Source organism: Desulfotruncus arcticus DSM 17038, from assembly GCF_900113335.1.
Lineage (GTDB): Bacteria > Bacillota > Desulfotomaculia > Desulfotomaculales > Desulfallaceae > Desulfotruncus > Desulfotruncus arcticus.
The window spans coordinates 39,093-59,147 of record NZ_FOOX01000022.1; the positions used below are offsets into that span (position 1 = coordinate 39,093).

The following is a 20,055-nucleotide window of genomic DNA, read 5'->3' on the forward strand; positions in this document are numbered from 1 at the left end:
TCTTATGGATGCGGGTGGTTACTTTTTAGCGGCCAAAACTTATTGACCCTAAAAGGAGGAGAGCAAATGAATAAAAAACTGCTTGCCATTATCCTGAGCTTAAGTTTGGTGCTTTTGGGAGCACTGGGCTGCAGCAGTTCGTCCGGCGAAGGTTCGGACAATGAAAACACAGACTCTTCAAGTCCGGGCAAGAAAACCTACGTTAATATTTCAACTGCTACAACTGCGGGAATCTACTACGCTTTAGGTAACGCTATTGCCAATATGTGGAATGAGAAGGTGGACGGGCTTCAGGCATCTGTTCAATCTACCGCGGGATCAACACAAAACGTTGAGCTGCTTACCAGGAATGAATCTCAGGTTGCCTTCCTGCAAAACGGTGTGGCCGGGGATGCTTGGAACGGTAAAAATGTTTTTGAAGGAAATCCCAAAAATGATTTTTACGGCATGGCTTACCTGTATCCCAATTATTGCTATTTTGTAGTGCCGGTCAACTCAGGCATTAACGAACTGGCGGATTTGAAAGGCAAAAACATTATACCCGGTCCCGTTGGAAGCGGTACTGAACTGAACGCCCGGGAAATCCTCTCCATAGTCGGGATTGATTATCAAAATAACAAAGACGCCAAAGCCAACTATGTATCAAATTCGGAAGCTGCTGAAAAATTTACGGACAGGCAGACCGACATGGCCTTTATCGCCGGCGGCATTCCCCACGCTTCCGTGACGGAAATGACGACACGCGTAGAAGCAAAAATTCTACCGGTTGACGGTGACGTGAGGGAGAAGCTGATCGAGAAGTACCCGGCCTACATTCCGGTTGAAGTGCCGGCCAACTCTTATAAGGGCCAAAGCGAACCGGTGCAAACAGTAGCCGTGGGTAATATTCTGGTTGCCCATAAGGATCTCAGTGAAGACATGGTATATAAAATGCTGGAAAGTATTTATGCCAACAAGGACGCCCTGGCGAATTCCTATAAAGGGGCCGCTGATTTTAAAATCGAAGAGGGCCTGAACGGCATGACCCTGCCGCTGCATCCGGGCGCGGTCAAATTCTTCGAGGATAACGGTGTAACAGTTCCTGATAATTTAAAGTTGCAGTAAACAGACCAATATAGCTGAATAGAAATTAGAATCCGGGGGCTGTACAGCCCTCAGATTCTAATCAATAGGGCCATCAGAAAGAGAGGTGACCTCGCATCTTGAATGAACAGGAGTCAGTCATCAGTAAAGAGAAGCAGCAAGAGATACTGAAAAAGTACTCCAGTGAAAGCAACTACCGGGAGTTTGACTCGAAATTCTGGTTTTATGTAGTTGCCGTCGTCGCGATCGGTTTATCACTGTTCCACCTGTACACGTCCGGGTTTGGCCTGCTGCTGGCTATTAAACAGCGTTCCATCCATCTGGGGGCTGTTTTGTTCCTGGTATTCCTGTTGTACCCGGCGAACAAAAAAAGATCACCCATGGGAAAACCTACTGTTTTTGATGTTTTGTTCGCGCTGTTGAGTGCTATTACCTGTGGTTATCTGGTGTTTTTCTTTGAAAATATTGCCATGCGGGCCGGAATGGCCAATTCCACCGATATCATCCTGGGCACCATGTTAATGCTGCTGGTGCTGGAGGCGGCCAGGCGTACTATGGGGATGATTCTCCCGGTCCTGGCCATTACTTGCGTGTTTTATGCCATGTGCGGGGAATGGATTCCGGGTGTGTTCGGGCACATGAACTTCACTTATCCTAGAATCATAGAACAAATGTATATCAGCACCGAAGGGATATTCAGCATTGCTCTGGGGGTTTCCGCACAGTATATTTTTCTGTTTGTCCTGTTCGGCTCATTTATGGCCGCGTCGGGCATGGGCAGGCTGATCAACGACGGGTCAATGGCTTTGGCCGGTAAATCGCCCGGAGGACCGGCCAAGGTTGCTATTCTGGGCAGCAGCATCATGGCCACGATCAACGGCGCAGCGGTGGCTAATGTGGTGACAACGGGGGCATTTACGATCCCTTTAATGAAAAAAATTGGTTACAAACCCAGGTTTGCCGGCGCGGTGGAAGCAACCTCATCCTGCGGCGGGCAAATCATGCCTCCCGTCATGGGAGCGGCGGCCTTTGTATTGGCGGAACTCACGGGAATTCCTTACGGAACGGTGATGATCGCCGCAATTGTCCCGGCCCTGCTGTATTATTTGGCTGTTTGGACCATGGTTGACCGCGAGGCCAGAAGGTTGGAGCTGCAAGGTTTGAATATGTCGGATATTCCCAGACTAAAGGATGTTTTGAAAGCCAGGGGGCACATGTTGTTTCCATTGCTAGTAATAGTCGCTATATTAGTTAATGGCTTTTCAGCGATGTATGCGGCATTTTACGGTCTTTTGTCTACACTGCTGGTGGCATCTCTGCGTAAAGAAACTCGGATGACTCTGTCCCAAATTGTTAATGCAATGATTGTCGGGGGCAGGACGGCGTTGGCCGTGGCGGTTGCCTGTGCTGTGGTGGGTTTTGTCATCGGCGTCGTTTCTTTGACCAGTGTAGGTGTGGTTTTTACCGATAGCATTCTCAGCTTTACAGACGGAATGCTTGTTCCCACCCTAATTCTAACCATGTTGGCCTGTATCATTCTGGGTATGGGGCTGCCGACCACTCCGGCATACATTATGGCTGCTACCATAGCGGTTCCAGCGCTCATTGCGCTGGGAGTAGACGCCCTGGCCGCCAACTTGTTTGTATTTTACTACGCTATTCTTTCAACTCTGACACCACCGGTAGCCATAGCAGCGTATGCTGCCGCAGGATTAGCCGGTGCGCCCGTGTTCAGCACCGGATGGGCAGCGTTGCGGCTGGCTATGGGCGGGTTTATCATCCCTTACATGTTTGTTTTGGAACCGGCGCTGCTGATTGTCAGGGGCTCGCCGGTGGAAACATTGCTGGGGGTGGTGCCGGCAATACTGGGTGTAATCTTGCTGGGTTGCGCGGTCATAGGCTACTTTCGCGTTAATTGTAATGCTTTTGAACGGATTGTGCTTTTTATCGGCGCTTTTGCACTGATCATACCTGAATTGGCCACCGACTTAACCGGTTTGGCGGTTACGGTTCTCGTCTACCTGCTGCAGAGCAGAAGAATGATGGGCGGAAAATCCGTTGGCCAAAATGGGATGTAATAACATATTTAATTAACTGTTTTGCGAAGGAGTATCTATAAAAGGAGTAGCTAAAATGAAACATTTCCCGGTTACAGATTTAAGAAAAATATGTGTTGATGTGCTTAAGAGTTATGGTGTACCGGAGGAAAACGCGGATACCACGGCATCAGTGATGATTTCCGCAAGCCTGCGGGGAATCGATTCACATGGTATTGCATACCTGCCGGTATATGTGGAGAGAATCAAACGGGGCGTTATAGATCCCAAGGCTCAGCCCGAAATAGTTATGGAAACAGCCAACACTGCCGTGGTAGATTGCAAAAACGGGCTAGGACAGGTTGGCGCTGTGTTTGCCATGAATCTGGCGGTGAAAAAAGCCCTTTCATCCAACACCGGATTTGTAGGAGTGCGCAATTCGGGTCATTTCGGGATGGTGTCTTATTACACCATGCAGGCGGCTGAGAACAACTGCATCGGCTTGGCCATGACCAACGCTCCGTCAAGCGTTGCTCCCTTTGGCGGCATGGAACCTCTGTTTGGGACAAACCCCATGTCTTTTGCTTTTCCGGTGAAGGGCAAGCCTGGCATTGTTATCGACTTTGCCACCAGTGCCATAGCCAGGACCAAGCTGCGGAACATGGCCGCCGATAAACAGGCAATACCCGCAGGTTGGGCTTTAAACAAGGAAGGGTATATGGCGAAAACGGCTGACGAAGGGTATGAAGGCGTGTTGCTTCCCGCCGCCGGGGTTAAAGGCTATGGATTGGCCATTATCGCGGAAGTACTTTCCGCTGTTCTTACAGGCGCCGCATTTACAACCCGGGTCGGGGGACTGGTGGATGACTTCTCCCGCTCCCAAAACGTCGGCCATTTTCTCGGGGCCATAGCCATTGAATCCTTCCTTCCGGTGGATCAATATTACGAAATAATGGATCAGTTTATTGGAACCATCAAGAGCGTCAAGCCCATGCCCGGTATCCAGGAGGTATTGTACCCCGGCGAACTGGAATTCCAAAAAGAAATTCTGCGCCAAGCCGAAGGTATACCGGTGGATAATGCGGTATGGGAAAAAATCAAAAAATACATGGAAAATCTAGACAAGTGATTATGTAAAAAAAGTCGCAGGAGATCGGTCGAAGGAGCTAACTGATATGTTACCTATGTATTTGGTAAAGCAATATCTCGATTGCGGTTCCATTGCTGATGTTGAAACGCAGGTTCGTTCCGAGATGAACAGCATGTGCCTGCGGGATCGCGTCACCCCCGGAATGAGAATATGCCTGCCTTATGGTTCCAGGGGTTTCCCTTACGGCTTGCGCGTAATCCGTGCCTTGGTGGATGTTTTTAAAGCCTGGGGAGCCGAGCCCTTTGTTGTTCCTGCCATGGGGAGTCATGGTGGCGGGACCGATGAAGGCCAGGTTCAGGTGCTGGAAAAAATGGGCATCACCGAAAAGAGCCTGGGTGTGTCTGTTAAGTCCTGTGTGGATTCGGTCTATCTCGGTGATACTTCCGGCGGGGTGCCGGTGTACTGTGATAAATACGCGCTGGATGCTGACGGAGTATTTTTATTTAATCGCGTTAAGCCTCACACTGGCTTTCGCGCCCCGATCGAAAGCGGCTTGACCAAGATGATGGCCGTTGGGCTGGGGAAAGTTAAAGGAGCCGAGGCGGCGCATCGCGCCGGGCTAGGACATGTTCTTGTGGAAATGGCTCGCGTGATTGATCAAAAAATTAATTTGCTGGGTGGAATTGCTTCTGTGGATAACTTCCATGGCGACGCTCTAGCTTTACAAGGAGTTAAGCCGGAAGAACGCGAAAATGCTGAAAAGGAATTGATGAAATTGGCATGGCAGCAATTGCCAAGAATTCCTTTTGATCATTTACATGTGCTCATAGTGGACGATATGGGTAAAAACATCAGCGGGTCGGGGATGGATGTTAACGTAATAGGTATGCACCGGCGATTGGGTGGCGAACCAGTGCAGAATTTTGAAACCCTTGTAGTGCTGAATCTGACACCTGAATCCAAAGGAAACGCTTTGGGCATAGGATTTGCCGATATAACCATCCAGGGTTTGGTTGATACAATTGATTTTCAAAACACTTATAAAAATTCTTTGACCACAGGTTATTTAAGTTCGGTCAAAATACCGTGTACCCTGCCCACCGAGCATGATGCAATTGAAACGGCATATAATCTACACCGTGGTGAAGACTGCCGGGTGGTTAGGATTAAGGACACCAAGCACCTTGAGTACCTGTGGATTTCCGAGTCCCTTCTGGCGGAAGCCCAAAGCTTTGATATTATAAGAAGAGTGGATAGTATTTTTGATACTGTCGGTTATAATAGCTAGAGCTTTAAAATTCCATAATGCATGTGATTTTGGTTCACTTTTCGTTATAACGACTACAATGTGCTGCTTTGTGCACTTCAATCCGGTCTGACGTTAGAGCTCTTTCCGGGAGGCGTTATCGTAGACCGGGTTGATCTCTTTTTTTTCACGGGGTTTTCGCGCGCATACAAAAAACTTAAGTATGGAGAATGTGCGGTTGATGGTAGCGTTATTACGACTTCTCACAGTGTTTATGTTAACGTAAAATCCAAACGGACAAAGCAGGAGGTTCTCCTTGGCTATTGCTGAATGTAAACCATTATCAAATGGGAAAGTTTGCCAGTTGAAAAGCCTGGTTTTTTTATTGATGATCCTTGGTAGCATACTTATTGTGTTTTATCCTCATCAATTGTTTAAAACACTTGTAAGTTATATAGCTATTTTTGCTGTTCTTGTCAGTATTCCATTTGCTGGTCGCGGCACAAGGATTGTCTGTCTGGGGCTTTTGGGCGTAGGCGCTTATTTAATGTTCAATTCCGGTGCTAGTTTAGATTATTGGGTTGAAGCCATGGGGAAAAATGTAAGCCTTCTGGTGTTGTTGATAACAGTTCCTCTGTTGGGTATGCCTTTAGAAATTGGCGAGTATATTGAAGTACTTGATAGTTTAACAGCCAAGTATATGAAGAGAAGATGGCAAATGTATTGGGTTCCGGCTATTTGCAGTCATATATTCGGTGTTTTTATGAATATTGGTGCAGTGCCATTGACGTATAAAATTACCGCCCGGGGTGCAGTGCTTAATTGCTTTAGTATACTTACCAAAAGCATATCAAGAGGGGTGGGTACTATTTTTTTTTGGTCACCCAATACAGTAGCTGTTGCACTGGTATTGGATTATTTAAATGTTCCTTGGCCCCAATTTTTCTGCTTTGGTATATTGTTTGCGAGTATTGCTTTGGTGTTGGGGTATATATCCGACTTCATGATAAAGAAAGAAACAAAGAATGAGAAATTAGTTGAAATACAATATTGTTATTACAATATTGATAAATTTAAAGTTATTCAACTTGCCGCATATGGTGTGATATTTTTATCAGCAATAATTATGATTGAAATCGCAAGTAGCTTTTCTGTAATTAATATGGTTCCAATAATTGCTCTGATCTACCCCGCTTTGTGGTTATTATTGATGAGACGGAAAGAAAGTCTTGTCGGGGGATATCTTGACTATTTTAAAAACCATGCCAACAAATACGACTCGGAAGTGATTTTATTTACATCTGCTGGCTTTTTTTCAAGCGCTTTATCTATTTCAGGCTGGTCCGAAAAATTGTGTCATTTAATCATGCATTTTGCTGGGAAATCGGTAGTCTCAGTATCACTGACTATTCTTGTTACTATTGTGCTGACCAGTATAGCGGGTATCCACCCGATGATATCGGTTTCAACTTTTGCCGCTCTTGATACTAGTACAATTGGCATTGATCCTGTAATATTTGCCTTGATTTTGGCCGGAGGATGGTCGCTGGGGTCGACAATATCGCCCATTTCTGGTAATTGCCTGGTTGTTGCCAACATTATGGGGAAAACTCCTTTGGAGGTTTCGTATATGAATTGGTTTTACTCCTTTTGGGTTATGGTAGCGCTGCTGTTATTTGTTACTTGGATATCATAAAGGTCCGGTTTACGTTTTTGCTTAATAAACAGTGAGTATATTGATTGATTTTTTTAGAGGAAAATAATTTTTGATAGTTTTTCAGGTAAATCAAATTATTGACATTAAAAAGAAAAGAGAGTAAAATGACTGGTATAACCACATACCTCTGATGGCATACCTATGAAATTTATAGGTTCTAATTCACTAGCTACATAACATATAAGATTATCTTGCGCTTAATCCGGGTTGTGTTTAACAATGCGATGTTGGCATTATTTATTGTACTTTAATGAATTACAACTAACATTGGAGGTGATTAATAGCATTTTTTGTAAATTAGTTAATTCTTTACTTAATTAAAACAAGGTTTTGAAGGGAGGATAACCAGTAATGAATCAACCATACTTTATCATTCATGACGAAAATGATACCGTTGGCGTAGCTGTAAAGGAAATCAAGGCTGGAGAAACTTTAGAAGGTTGGGTAATGTCCAGTGACACCACAGTTTCGATAACAGCTAAAAACGACATTAAAATCGGGCATAAAATCGCCATGAAGGATATAGAAGAGGGAATGTCAATCATTAAGTATAACAGACCTATTGGTAAAGTTAGCGCGCCGATTAAAAAGGGCGAACACGTCCATACTCACAACTTAAAGACTGCGAGGTGGTAAATTTTATGTCAGAGTACAAGTTTGCGAAATTTATGGGCTATCGCCGTGAAAACGGCAGAGTAGGTATTCGTAATCATGTTATTATTTTGCCTTTGGACGACCTTTCCAATGCAGCATGTGAAGCTGTTGCTCACAATGTTAAGGGAACAATAGCCTTACCGCATGCATATGGTCGCCTGCAGTTCGGTGAAGACCTGGATTTGACCTTCCGGACTTTAATAGGAATCGGTAGCAACCCCAACGTTGCAGCAGTTGTTGTAATTGGAATTGAGCCCGAATGGACTAACGTTATCGTGGACGGTATTGCCAAGACCGGTAAACCCGTATGCGGGTTTGCTATTGAACGCAATGGACAGCATAAAACTATCGAACGCGCTTCATGGAAAGCTCAAGAGTACACCCAGTGGGCAACGGAAATTCAAAAAGTGGAATGTTCTGTTGATGAATTATATGTTTCGGTAAAATGTGGTGAATCCGACACTACCTCCGGCTTGGCTTCTTGCCCTACAGTCGGTAGGGCCTTGGAAAAGCTTGTGGCTGCCGGTGCAACTTGTAGTTTTGGTGAAACTTCCGAGATTACAGGCGCGGAAGATATCTGTAAAGAACATGCCGCCACTCCTGAAGTGGGTGAAGCTTATTACCAAATTTGGAATGAATATAACGAGTTCATTATAAGCCAGGGAGTTGACCTTTCCGGCTCCCAGCCCACCAAGGGTAATATTGCTGGCGGTTTAACCACTATTGAAGAGAAAGCCTTGGGTAATCTCCAAAAGATTGGCAATTTAAAATATGTTGACGTGTTAAAGCCTGCCGAAGCTCCGGTTTCCAAAGGTTTGTGGTATATGGACACTTCATCGGCAGCTGCCGAGGCTGTAACGCTGTGGGCGGCTTCCGGGGCTGTGGTACATTTCTTCCCAACGGGGCAGGGTAATATTATAGGTAACCCGATTGAGCCGGTGATCAAGCTTTCCGCCAATCCCCTTACCGTTGTTGATATGAAAGAACATATCGATGTTGATGTAAGCGGTATTTTGCGCCGGGAAATGAACTTGGATCAGGCTGCGGATGCTTTGCTGGATATGATGATCCGCGTTTGCAATGGCCGGTTTACTTGTGCCGAAGCGCTTGGTCACCAGGAATTTGTCTTTACCAAGCTTTATCGCAGCGCATAGGTATAAGTTAATAATTAATTTTAAGGCACTTAAGTAAAGGCCTCTCACAGTCAAAATATCCTGACTGTAAGAGGCCTTTTAACAAATAAACACAGATCAGAGCTTAATACGGTTTGGAAGCTTCCAGGGCTATTAAAGCGTTTTAGCTAGGCTATAAATTTCATTTAATAACTATTGCATCTATGAAAAAATTGGTGTTATAATTAGTCTGATGTCAGAGGAAAGAGGTAATACCAAAACATATCTAAGATTTCCATTCTTAAATAGTTAATTAAATATCAATTATATGGAGATCAATTTATTGAAGATTAATCTATCGTTAACAAAATTAACAAAGGGGGGAAACGGCTCTTTATAAAGAACTTTGCGTAAACAGCAACTACATAATTAAACAAAGGAGGGAAAAATGTGATAAAACAAACTGTGGCGGATTCTTTTTACAAAACCGTTGAAGAACTGTGCAAAGAGTTATACATCAAGGCCCTGAAGGATTTGCCGCCTGATGTAAGGGAAACTTTGCAAAAAGCATATGAACAAGAAGAGACTGAAACCGGTAAACAAGTTTTGTCAACCATGCTGGAGAACATAAAAATAGCCGATGAGAAAAATCGTTTGATCTGTCAGGACACGGGCATACCCATATATTTTGTCAAGGTAGGGAATAAACTGAGCGTTGACTTTGTACAGCTTGAAGAAACTATTATCAAGGGCTGTCAGCGGGCTACCGTGGAGCACCCGCTGCGCTCCAGTGTTGTATCGCCTTTTAAACGCCAAAATAACCAAAACAGTTCAGGGTATCGTATACCGTCAATACATTATGATGTTGTGCAGGACAACGACAAAGTAGAAATATTGATGGTTCCCAAGGGATCAGGTTCGGAAAATATGAGTTTTCTAAAAATGTTAATTCCGGCTGAAGGTGTGCGCGGAGTAAAAAGATTTGTTCTCGATACAATTGCCACGCAGGTTGGAGCGAACCCGTGTCCTCCTTATATTGTCGGGGTCGGAATTGGCGGAACGGCGGATATGTGTGTAAAACTGGCCAAATTGGCCGCAGTGACTCGCCCCATTGGCTCGCAGAACCCGGATCCGGAAATGGCTGCGTTTGAGAAGGAAATGTTTGAAGCAATCAATGAACTGGGTATTGGGCCCATGGGATTGGGCGGGTTGAATTCCGCCATAGCCGTTAATGTTGAGCATGCCTACACTCACATTACTCAAAACCCCGTGGCAATTAATATTCAGTGCTGGCCGGCACGCCGCGCAAAGGCTATCCTCGGCGCAGACGGCAAGTACGAATTAGGTTATTAGAAAGGGGGGGATAATAATGGCTGAATACACCTTAAAAACTCCATTATCCGAAGAAGATGTAAGAAAACTTAAGGTTGGTGATAAGGTTACCCTGGAAGGAATCATTTTTGGAATCAGGGATGCCAATTTAATTCGTATGTTTGATGGTAAAGTATCGGCTCCTACCGACCTGACCGGTGCGGCCTGTATACATACCGCACCGAATGTGCGCAAAGTTGGGGAAGGCAAGTATGAGCCCGTTTGTATTGGAACAACTACCAGCAGTCGTATGGACAGGTTTACGCCGGGCCTAATGGAACAATATGGAGTGCGGGCTATTATCGGCAAGGCGGGCATGATGGAAGCAAGTATGGAAGCTATGAAGAAATGCGGTGGTTGTTATCTTGCTATCGTTGGCGGAGCAGCTGCGTGGGAAACCGAAAGAATTCTGGAAATTGAGGATGTTTGGTGGGAAGATCTAATGCCCGAAGCTATTTGGAAATTCCGGACTAAGAATTTCGGTCCCCTAATTGTGGCCATGGATTCTCACGGCAACAATTTATATTTTGATGTTAAAGCCAAGGCGGCCGCCAAATTAGACGGCATCTATAAAAAAATTGGAGTTGAATAAATAAGAGCAAGTCCGTGGGCTAATAAAGCCCATGGACTTGTATCAATATCATTATCTTTAAGGAGGAAGAACTTATGCCCAACCGGGAGATGGCAGTATCGCAGAGATATGCTACACACAGCCAGGTATGGGGTGCGGTAGGCATGTGGGCTTGGATTCTGCACCGCATAACCGGTATCGGTCTTGTGTTATATTTACTGCTTCATGCGACGCTCATGGCTTTCTCACTCATTAAAGGCAATGAAGCTTTTAACGCCGTACTTACTGCGCTAATGACTAATCCAGTGCTGCACTACATGGAACTGCTTCTGGTGGGAGCGATAATTTATCATGGCTTAAATGGAATCCGACTGCTGCTTTTTGATATTGGAATAGGTTTTACAAGGCAAAAGGAAATTTTTTGGGTGGCCATGGTTTTGGGTGCCGCTTTGTGGATCTATGTAATGATGGTCAAACTTTCCTAAACAATACCAACGGGGGAAGGTGTGCTCGTGAACGCTATAACGTGGTTATTGCAAAGAATTAGCGCCGCTTTGCTGCTGGTTGTCCTAGGTTTGCATTTGTGGTTGCTTTATGTTGCAAATCCGGCTGAAATCATACAATTTTCCGAAGCCAGAGACAGACTGGTTACTGGTTCGTATGTGGCTATCTATATATTATTGTTATTGTTTGGATTGTTCCACGCCCTGAACGGATTATATACCGTTATGGTCGATATGGGGCTAAGGGCAAGAATTATTACGATTTGTATACTTGTTATTCTGGGAGTAATTTTATTCGGAGTTGGTTTATATTCGGTTGTGCAATTTATTATATAGCTTAGGAGGCGGATTACATTGTCCTCGCAAGAAATTAATGTTAAGATATTCCGCTATGATCCGGAGGCTGATGCTGAGCCCAGGTTTGATGAATATAAAGTGCCTTTGATTAAGAATATGGCGGTGCTGGACGTCGTGATGCATGTACAGAACTATATCGACAAAACCCTGGCATTTCGTTGTTCCTGCCGTATCGGAATGTGCGGTTCATGTGCCATGTACATCAACGGTAAACCGAGACTGGCCTGCCGAACTCAGGTAACGAGCCTTGGGACCGATAACATCACCATTATGCCGCTCCCCAATTTGCCGATTATCAGGGATTTAGCAACGGATATGGCACCGTTTTTTGAAAAATGGAAAAAGATCAAACCTTATTTTGTGGCTAAAAGTGAGCTGACCGAACCGGCTGTAATCAGACCCGATTCAGGCGAAAGAGAATTTATCGATCAGATGCTGGATTGTATTACTTGTGGATGCTGTTACAGCGCCTGTTCCATGGTCGCCACGAACAAAGATTCCATCGGTCCGGCGGCTTTAAACCGAGCCTATACGCTAATAGCGGATAAACGTGATGCCGTTAGGATTGAAAGACTAAAAATCGTCGGGCGTTCTTACGGGGTGTGGAGATGTCACGACCAATTCAACTGTGCGGAAGTATGTCCCAAAAAGCTGATTCCCACCAAATCGATCCAGCAGTTAAAGAAACGTAGCGTTTTGCAAAAATTCGGCATGTTCAAATGATCACCAAAGACGTCTTGAAATAAGAGGTGTAAGGAGCGTGGCTTTTTGTGAATGAAATTAAAACTGACGTGTTAATTCTGGGTAGTGGTGGAGCAGGCTTGTTTGCAGCGTTGCATGTTTATGATAATAACCCCGGTTTAAATGTGGTACTGGCGACAAAGGGATTGATTGGCAAGTGTGGCTGCAGTCGCATGGTGCAGGGTGGATTGAACGTTGTTCTGAACCCGGCGGACTCTGTTGAAAAACATTTCATGGATACCATCAAAGGGGGCGGCTTTGTAAATAACCAGGATCTGGCCTGGACGCTGGTAAAAGACGCTCCAAAAACAGTGCATGAGCTGGAAGTTAAGGTAGGTTGTTTTTTTGACCGGGCGGAGGACGGCCAAATCCACCAAAAGGCCTTTGCGGGACAATCCTTTGACAGGACCGTTCACGTTGCTGACCTCAGTGGTATTCAAATAATATCCCGGCTCACCGACCAAATTTTCCGCCGGGAAGAAAAAATTAAAATTTTGGAGGAAACTCGAGGCCTTGATTTGCTTACCACTGAAGAAGGCGACCGTGTGATTGGAGCTGTTATGGCCAATGTTCGCTCGGGTGAAATTTTTGTTATCAGCGCTAAAGTTGTAATAGTTGCTACAGGCGGTTCAGCCTCCATGTATAAGATATCCGCACCTTCTTTTGACAAGACCGGGGACGGTATGGCCATGTGTTTTCGGGCCGGTGCGGAATTTGTGGACATGGAAATGCTGCAGTTCCACCCGACCGGGCTGCTGGCCGGACAGTCAAGGCTGAGCGGAAGCGTTCTGGAAGAAGGCTTGCGGGGCGCAGGCGGTTATATGATTAACGGCCTGGGTGAGAGGTACATGGAACGCTATGACCCCGAACGGATGGAGCGCTCAACCCGTGACCGCGTTGCCAGAGCAGGGTACATGGAAATTATGGCCGGCAGGGGCACCGAAAACGAGGGTGTAATGATAGATATGACTCATTTAGGTGCCGAATTTGTGGAAAATAAGTTTCCCGGTATGTGTGAACGTGTACGAGATATAGGTAAAGACCTGGCCCGGGAGCCTGTAGAGGTTAGCCCAACCGCGCACTTCCAAATGGGTGGAGTTAAAATTGACATCCATTGCCAAACAAACTTAAAAGGGTTGCTGGTTGCCGGTGAGGATTCAGGCGGGGTGCACGGCTCCAACCGCCTTGGCGGCAACGGCATTTGCGAGTCCACTGTTTTTGGACGAAGAGCCGGCGACACTGCGGCGGCTCTTGCTGAACAGGAAATATTAAGGCCATATCGGCAGGAACAAGTTGAGAAAATCAAGAGGCGCTGGCTTTATTTGTATAAACGCAGCAACGGGGTAGATATTTATCCCATCAGGGATGAAATCAAACTTTTAATGTGGGAAAAGGTTGGCGTGGTGCGCGACGGCCTAAAACTGCAGGAAGCGGTTGACAGGTTGGATGAGCTGCTGGAAATGGCAGGACAAGCCTGTGTTGCAAAAGGAACGCTAAACAGGTATAATATGGAATGGAACGATATCATAAACGTCACAAACTGGATAACAGTTGGACGCCTTGTGGCTAAATCAGCTTTGTTGAGGACAGAAAGCCGCGGCTCTCATTACAGGTCTGACCATACGGAAACAGATAATCAAAACTGGCTTGTGAATATTTACCTTAAAAATAAGGGGAATCTACAGCTGGAAAATTACGCTAAACCAATAATTGCTTCTAAGTTTTCCGCCAACGATATTAGAAAGTCCAATATCAAATATTGATGAAATAATGTGGCGTGCTTCCTATTTTAAATGGAGGTACGTCGCATTTATAAAATTAATATGGATTGTTTATATTTTATAAGATAGGAGTTGGGACAATGCAAAACCATTTTCAGCCAGTTGTAACAGAAAAATCCAGCAGGTCCCAAAGGATTGTAGTACAAATCCGTGAACTTTTAGCCGACGGTAAACTAAAGAGTGGTGATAAACTGCCACCGGAACGAGAACTGGCAAATATTTTCAATGTCAGCCGTACGTCAGTGCGAGAAGCGATTAGGACGTTGGCTGCCATGGGTTTGGTTGAGATAAAAAAGGGTTATGGTGTGTTTATCAAGGAAGCAAGTATTGATTCTGTGATCAGTAATGTTGCTGATGCGCTAATTTTAAGCCAAGATGAAATAAAGCAGTTGTTCGAGATAAGAAAGGTTCTTGAAACCCAGGCTGCAGCGTGGGCGGCTCAAAGAGCCACTGACGAGGAAATAGAAGAATTAGAGACAATTATCTCCGAAGTTAAGTTATCCAAAAAAAGAAAACTTGACCTTGCACTGGCAAGAGAGTACGATGAGAGATTCCACGGGGCGATAATAAAGGCATCACACAACGAGGTTCTGGTTAAGATTATGTCCGGTTTATTTGATGTGCTGGACAAGGCGCGTACCAAAACAGCAATAGTGCCTGGGCGCGCGGCACAATCCATTAATGATCATGAAGCCATTGCCAAAGCCATTCTAGAGCACGATGACCAGAAAGCTATGCAAGCAATGTATGAGCATATTGAAAGCGTGGAAAAAACCATAGAAAAATAATATTAGACCCAATCAAGACCATTATTGAGGTCTGTAATGGAATAAGATTAAGGCGTGATGCTTATGGAATTTTTAGGATTCATTAGACCGGATGGCAGCGTGGGAAGCCGCAATCATTTGCTCTTGATATCTACCGATCCAGCAGCGGACAAGCTATGTTTAAAAGTCGCTGATACCATTTATAATGCTGTTCCGGTTGTCTATGGACCGGTTAGACACCAATCATTTGCTAAATATCTATTGGCTATAATAAACAGCCCAAATGTTGCGGGAGCGGTATTGCTGGGGATACAATCTCAGGGGTTAAGTGAAAATATAGCCAGGGAAATGTCTCTAATTGGTAAGCCTGTCGAAGTAATTGACATAAGCGCCGCGGGGGGGCCGGTTCAAGCTGTTGCCAGGTCTACCCGGGCCGCTGTGTCCATAGCCAGAGAAATTAGCACTTACAGGCGCCAGTTATCGCTTCTTTCCAGGCTGACATTGGGTATTATTTATAAGGAAGATACTAAAATAGCTGATTTACTATTACCGTGTATGCGGGATATCATTGAAAATAACAACGTGCGCATTGTTATAGCCAGGGAGGTAGTGGACAAAAAAGACAAAATCAACAGCCTCCATGTTGTTAAAAAACTGGGTGTTGATGATCCTGTGGGTAAAGATCGGGGCTTATACGAGCTGGAGCTATCGAAGGACCCAAATGAAATAATGCGGAGCATGGTTTTAAAGGGAGTACAGGTGGTTTTAGCGGCGACAGACAGTTTATTTGCCGGCAACAACGCCCTTGTTCCCGTAATTAATATAACTACTGATAAAAATTGTTACGAGACATTGGAAGACAGTATTGAACTGAATTTAAGCGGTTTGGATTACAAACGATATGATGCTAATGAGTATCGTTTATTAATAATCAATGAAATTATCGCTACGGCTTCCGGTAAATTGACAAAGGCCGAAACTTTAATGCTTTAAACTGGGATTGATAAGGGGTGAGATAGGCCTATTAAAAGAGGCCTATTTTTAACTCTATAAAGTTAATGCTTCTATAATGCATTAAAATTATTTTTACCGGATTGTTTATAGACAATTTAAGTTTTCCATTATTATTTAGAAAAATTAATTGCATGAGTTGTTAAACTAGCCATTCTTGATAATGTTTTCAGGGTGGCTCTTTTGTTTTTTGAGACTGTGGTTTTTTAGTAAAGTTCCGAGAATAATAGGCGCAGAAATAGAATAATTTCTAAACCTTCGGCGAAAGAAAAATAATTCCAATTTAATAATTAATTAATTTATGTTTGGCAACTTTTCAATTATTTGAGAAGGAGGTTGTTAAACTAATGAATATTGTAATTTTTAATTCCCATAGGTTAAATAATGAAATTAAGAAGGTATATAACGAAATACAAACTTATTGTTATTTTGATATACAAATAATAGAAGAAATGTTTGACAAAGCTCTTTTAATTGCAAAAAAACTCGAACTGCAAGATAGCGTGGATGCCATCATTACCGGAGGGGCGACGGGTGAAATGATGCGGGACAAAATAAACATACCAGTTGTCAGCTTTTCGGTAACGGGTTTTGACTTGCTAAAGACGCTTATGAATGCGAAAACAGATTCTACCGATACCGTTGCAGTGGTAAACTTTAAAAAAAGTTATCAGGAACTGAGATATATTGAGGAATTATTAAAAATTAGATTGGATGAATATGTATATAATGATCAGCACGAATTGCTAAATATAATTAATAAAATCAGAAAAAAAGGTTATGATTTTGTGGTGGGAACCACTATAATTTGTGATTTGGCAACAGAGCATGGAATACGTAATTACGTGGTCTATTCCAGGGAAGCAATAATGAATGCCATGAAAACAGCATGTGAATTAGTTATCACACGCAGGCAGGAATTGGAAAAAATTGAGCGTCTGAAAGCTATTTTAAACTTTGCCTATTGTGGTATTATTGCTACCGATGAAAAGGGCCTTATCAAAATGTTTAACCCGGCAGTTCAAAAGATCCTGCGAATGGAACCGGCTTTTGCCTTGGAAAAGCACATAGACCAGGTTGCGCCCGGTTTACAGTTAACAAGGGCATTACATTCCGAATCACCCCAAATAGATCAAATAAAAAAAATTGGTAACTTAAATATACTGGTAACTCATGTGCCAATTATAGTCAAAGGTAATGTAAAAGGTATAGTAGCCACATGCCAGGATGTCAACACACTGCAGCAAACGGAAGCTAGAGTTAGACAAAAATTACACAAAAAGGGATTATACGCTAAAAATAAATTCACTGATATTATTGGCAAGTGTATAAGGATTCAAGAGACTGTAGCCAGGGCTAAAAGCTATGCGGTTTCTGATTCAACCATACTTATTTACGGTGAAACGGGAACCGGTAAAGAATTGTTTGCCCAAAGCATACACAATTACAGTAGGCGTAGTAACCAGCCTTTTATTGCTATAAACTGTGCCGCTTTACCTGAATCACTTCTTGAAAGTGAATTATTTGGGTATGAGGATGGGGCATTTACCGGGGCGCGAAGAGGGGGGAAAGCAGGCTTGTTCGAACTGGCACATCTAGGCACCATTTTTTTAGATGAAATCAGTGAAATTCCTTTAAAGATGCAAGCGAGGCTGCTAAGGGTGTTACAAGAAAAGGAAATTATGAGAATTGGTAGCGACAAGGTAATCAATGTAAATATTCGTATTATATCCGCTACTAATCGAAATTTATGGCATAGGGTGCAGGAAGGCTTGTTTAGAGAGGATCTATTTTACCGGCTTAATGTTTTGAAATTGGACTTGCCACCATTGCGGGAAAGAATTGACGATATTCCGCTACTGCTTAATAATCTAAACTTACCGAAAGCACTGGACCCTTATGTATCCTTAATAATAAGTAAGTTTAATAATTTATATTGGCCTGGCAATATCAGGCAAATGGAGAATATTATAGAAAGATTGATGGTGATATTCCAAGGATTTAAGGGAATGGTTAGTAAGGTTGAGTTTATGCAAATATTGGATGAAGTGACGGAAAATATACCTTTGGTTGACGCAATGAAGACAAGAACGAGCATCCCAACAAGCTTGAATGCCTGCTCCGAGCGAAAAGTCACTGATGAAAGTATTTTAAAGGTTTTGAGAGATGTAAACGGAAATAAAGTGGCGGCAGCCAAAAAATTGGGGGTTAGTCGTATGACCTTATGGCGCTGGCTTAAAAAGATAAATATTTAAAACCATATGCTGTATTTTATAATAACAAGATAAAGAGATATGGCTCTCCGGTATGTGGAAATGGGCATTTTATGCATAATAAGGCATATGTCAATATAACATTGAAACAATGAATAGTATGATGCTGATAAAAAAGGTGGCAGTGCTTACTCTGCCACCTTGATTTCGGTTTGCTCAATATTTCACAAGAGTTTTTAGTACGATTTAAAATAAACTATGGGTTTTTAACTTATCTATATTTTAGAAGTTCAATTAATACGTTATCTAAATAATGTTGATAAGGCCAATTTCCTTCATGACCTTGCAGAAAAAATTCTGGAAAAGAAATTAGCTTAACTGGCGCCCAGTTTGGCTCACTATAATTGGATTTAGCAGTTAACGACACTTGCGGAGCAACATCAATAAGTTCTAATGTCCGCTTGAGGTTTTTCTGAATATCCGCTTTAGTCTCTACAGATTTAATTTCAGGTTGAATTGCCACAGCTGAAAAAATATCGTACTTGCTCATGATTAATCCTCCTTTGGAGTATTTTTCCTTTTTCTTAATTTCCCAGTTATATTACCTGTTCTTTCCGCAGTATTTCTATTTCACTCTTGGTGTAGTTTAATAACTGTGACAGCACCTCTTCATTATGCTCGCCTAAAAGAGGCGGACGGTATTTTATTTTAGGATTGGTCAGGGAAAACTTATAAGGAAAACCCAACAGCTTGATTATGCCTACATTGGGATGTTCTGTTTCGAGCACCATATCCCGGGTAGCCAGGTGCTTATCTTGGAATACTTCTTCCAAGTTTAAAATTAATCCAGCAGGCAAAGTTGCTTTTTCAAACAACCTGAGCCATTCGTTACTGTTTTTAGTGCGCATTTTTTTTTCCAGTATCGGTGTTATGATTTTACGATTTTCCACCCTCTTTAAATTGGTATTAAACCTTTCATCGTTAATTAATTCAGGAAGATCCACGGCGTTACAGAATTTAGGATACATAACATCACTGGTTGCCGCAATTTGAACATATTTACCGTCTTTTGCTTCAAAGGCCCGGGCTGGAATCCGGTGGGCATGGTCAAAACCGAACCTGCCTGGAGCAGTATCTGTGGCAAAATATTCGGCGGCCATAATGGTTAACATGGAAATCATCGAATCGTACAGCGCTATATCAATATATTGCCCCTTTCCGGTTTCCTTACGGTATAATAGCGCGGATTGTATGGCGATTACCGAGTGAAGTGCCGCCACTAAATCAGTGACAGGAATTCCTACTTTGGCCGGAGGGCGGTCCTTTTCACCGGTAATGGACATTAGCCCAGTCATCCCCTGGATAATCGGATCGTAAGCCTTTTTGTCCCGGTAAGGACCGTATTGACCGAAACCTGAGATAGAACAATATATCAAGTCGGGTTTAATTTGTTTTAAAGTTTCATAATCAATGCCCAGCCTTTTGGCAACCCCGGGAGCAAAATTTTCTACTACTACATCCGCTTTTTTTGCCAGCTTAACAGCTATCTTTTTCCCTTTTTTGTTTTTCAGGTTCAAAGTGATGGCTTTTTTATTCCGGTTGAGAAAACAAAAATAGCCGCTTTCATCTTTGCTAAACATCGGGGGCCATGCTCTTGTTTCATCTCCCCCGGGTGATTCCACCTTGATTACTTCCGCACCCAAATCACCCAATATTTGTGTTGCCATAGGTCCGGCTAGAACCCTTGTAAAATCTAGAGTTCTTATTTTATTCAAGGGTTGTTCCATTATCAGCACCATCTT

At 43.5% G+C, this 20,055-nt stretch carries 18 protein-coding genes; 16 read left to right on the plus strand and 2 right to left on the minus strand.

From position 1 onward, the window contains the following. The first annotated feature begins 66 nt into the window (after nt 1-66). The 16 genes from BM056_RS22275 (at nt 67) to BM056_RS22350 (ending at nt 18,295) form a co-directional block, all read left to right on the plus strand. On the plus strand, nt 67-1,104 hold the full coding sequence (locus BM056_RS22275) for a TAXI family TRAP transporter solute-binding subunit (RefSeq protein WP_092474648.1): 1,038 nt from the start codon (nt 67-69) through the stop codon (nt 1,102-1,104). 98 nt (nt 1,105-1,202) lie between these two features. Continuing rightward, on the plus strand, nt 1,203-3,161 hold the full coding sequence (locus BM056_RS22280; RefSeq protein ID WP_238456612.1) for a TRAP transporter permease: 1,959 nt from the start codon (nt 1,203-1,205) through the stop codon (nt 3,159-3,161). A 55-nt stretch (nt 3,162-3,216) separates the two neighbouring features. Beyond that, nucleotides 3,217-4,248, plus strand: coding sequence for an Ldh family oxidoreductase (locus tag BM056_RS22285; RefSeq protein ID WP_092474655.1), 1,032 nt, complete (start codon nt 3,217-3,219; stop codon nt 4,246-4,248). 46 nt (nt 4,249-4,294) lie between these two features. Further along, nucleotides 4,295-5,497: a nickel pincer cofactor-dependent isomerase, group 22 gene (locus tag BM056_RS22290; RefSeq protein ID WP_092474659.1), complete on the plus strand. Its 1,203-nt coding sequence runs from the start codon at nt 4,295-4,297 to the stop codon at nt 5,495-5,497. A gap of 274 nt (nt 5,498-5,771) precedes the next feature. Next, on the plus strand, nt 5,772-7,151 hold the full coding sequence (locus tag BM056_RS26420) for a transporter permease (RefSeq protein ID WP_092474661.1): 1,380 nt from the start codon (nt 5,772-5,774) through the stop codon (nt 7,149-7,151). 372 nt (nt 7,152-7,523) lie between these two features. After that, the gene (locus BM056_RS22300) at nt 7,524-7,808 is read left to right on the plus strand and encodes a UxaA family hydrolase (protein ID WP_092474664.1); all 285 of its coding nucleotides are present in this window, start codon (nt 7,524-7,526) and stop codon (nt 7,806-7,808) included. 5 nt (nt 7,809-7,813) lie between these two features. Next, nucleotides 7,814-8,980 (plus strand): UxaA family hydrolase, encoded by a 1,167-nt coding sequence (locus tag BM056_RS22305; protein ID WP_092474667.1) that lies wholly within the window; start codon nt 7,814-7,816, stop codon nt 8,978-8,980. A gap of 408 nt (nt 8,981-9,388) precedes the next feature. Further along, nucleotides 9,389-10,291, plus strand: coding sequence for a fumarate hydratase (locus BM056_RS22310; protein WP_238456613.1), 903 nt, complete (start codon nt 9,389-9,391; stop codon nt 10,289-10,291). A gap of 16 nt (nt 10,292-10,307) precedes the next feature. Then, nucleotides 10,308-10,901: a FumA C-terminus/TtdB family hydratase beta subunit gene (locus tag BM056_RS22315; RefSeq protein ID WP_092474670.1), complete on the plus strand. Its 594-nt coding sequence runs from the start codon at nt 10,308-10,310 to the stop codon at nt 10,899-10,901. A 74-nt stretch (nt 10,902-10,975) separates the two neighbouring features. Next, a complete protein-coding gene (sdhC, locus tag BM056_RS22320) occupies nt 10,976-11,365 on the plus strand; it encodes a succinate dehydrogenase, cytochrome b556 subunit (RefSeq protein ID WP_092474673.1) in 390 nt (129 codons plus the stop codon). 27 nt (nt 11,366-11,392) lie between these two features. Beyond that, nucleotides 11,393-11,719: a succinate dehydrogenase/fumarate reductase transmembrane subunit gene (locus BM056_RS22325; protein ID WP_165613670.1), complete on the plus strand. Its 327-nt coding sequence runs from the start codon at nt 11,393-11,395 to the stop codon at nt 11,717-11,719. A gap of 18 nt (nt 11,720-11,737) precedes the next feature. Beyond that, nucleotides 11,738-12,463, plus strand: coding sequence for a succinate dehydrogenase/fumarate reductase iron-sulfur subunit (locus BM056_RS22330; protein WP_092474679.1), 726 nt, complete (start codon nt 11,738-11,740; stop codon nt 12,461-12,463). Nucleotides 12,464-12,510: 47 nt separating this feature from the next. Next, complete coding sequence (locus BM056_RS22335; RefSeq protein WP_092474682.1) at nt 12,511-14,244, plus strand: FAD-binding protein; 1,734 nt, start codon at nt 12,511-12,513, stop codon at nt 14,242-14,244. 98 nt (nt 14,245-14,342) lie between these two features. Next, complete coding sequence (locus BM056_RS22340) at nt 14,343-15,050, plus strand: FadR/GntR family transcriptional regulator (protein ID WP_092474685.1); 708 nt, start codon at nt 14,343-14,345, stop codon at nt 15,048-15,050. A 63-nt stretch (nt 15,051-15,113) separates the two neighbouring features. Further along, entirely contained in the window at nt 15,114-16,022 is a 909-nt protein-coding gene (locus BM056_RS22345; RefSeq protein ID WP_165613671.1) for a UxaA family hydrolase, read from the plus strand. Nucleotides 16,023-16,387: 365 nt separating this feature from the next. Continuing rightward, nucleotides 16,388-18,295: a sigma 54-interacting transcriptional regulator gene (locus BM056_RS22350; RefSeq protein ID WP_092474691.1), complete on the plus strand. Its 1,908-nt coding sequence runs from the start codon at nt 16,388-16,390 to the stop codon at nt 18,293-18,295. A 229-nt stretch (nt 18,296-18,524) separates the two neighbouring features. Here the strand turns inward: BM056_RS22350 and BM056_RS22355 are convergent, their stop codons facing one another. Then, nucleotides 18,525-18,803 carry a hypothetical protein gene (locus BM056_RS22355; RefSeq protein ID WP_092474694.1) on the minus strand — a complete coding sequence of 93 codons (279 nt, stop codon included), beginning with the start codon at nt 18,801-18,803 and terminating at the stop codon, nt 18,525-18,527. A 46-nt stretch (nt 18,804-18,849) separates the two neighbouring features. Next, the gene (locus BM056_RS22360) at nt 18,850-20,052 is read right to left on the minus strand and encodes a CaiB/BaiF CoA transferase family protein (protein ID WP_092474697.1); all 1,203 of its coding nucleotides are present in this window, start codon (nt 20,050-20,052) and stop codon (nt 18,850-18,852) included. Between the last annotated feature and the right edge of the window lie 3 nt (nt 20,053-20,055).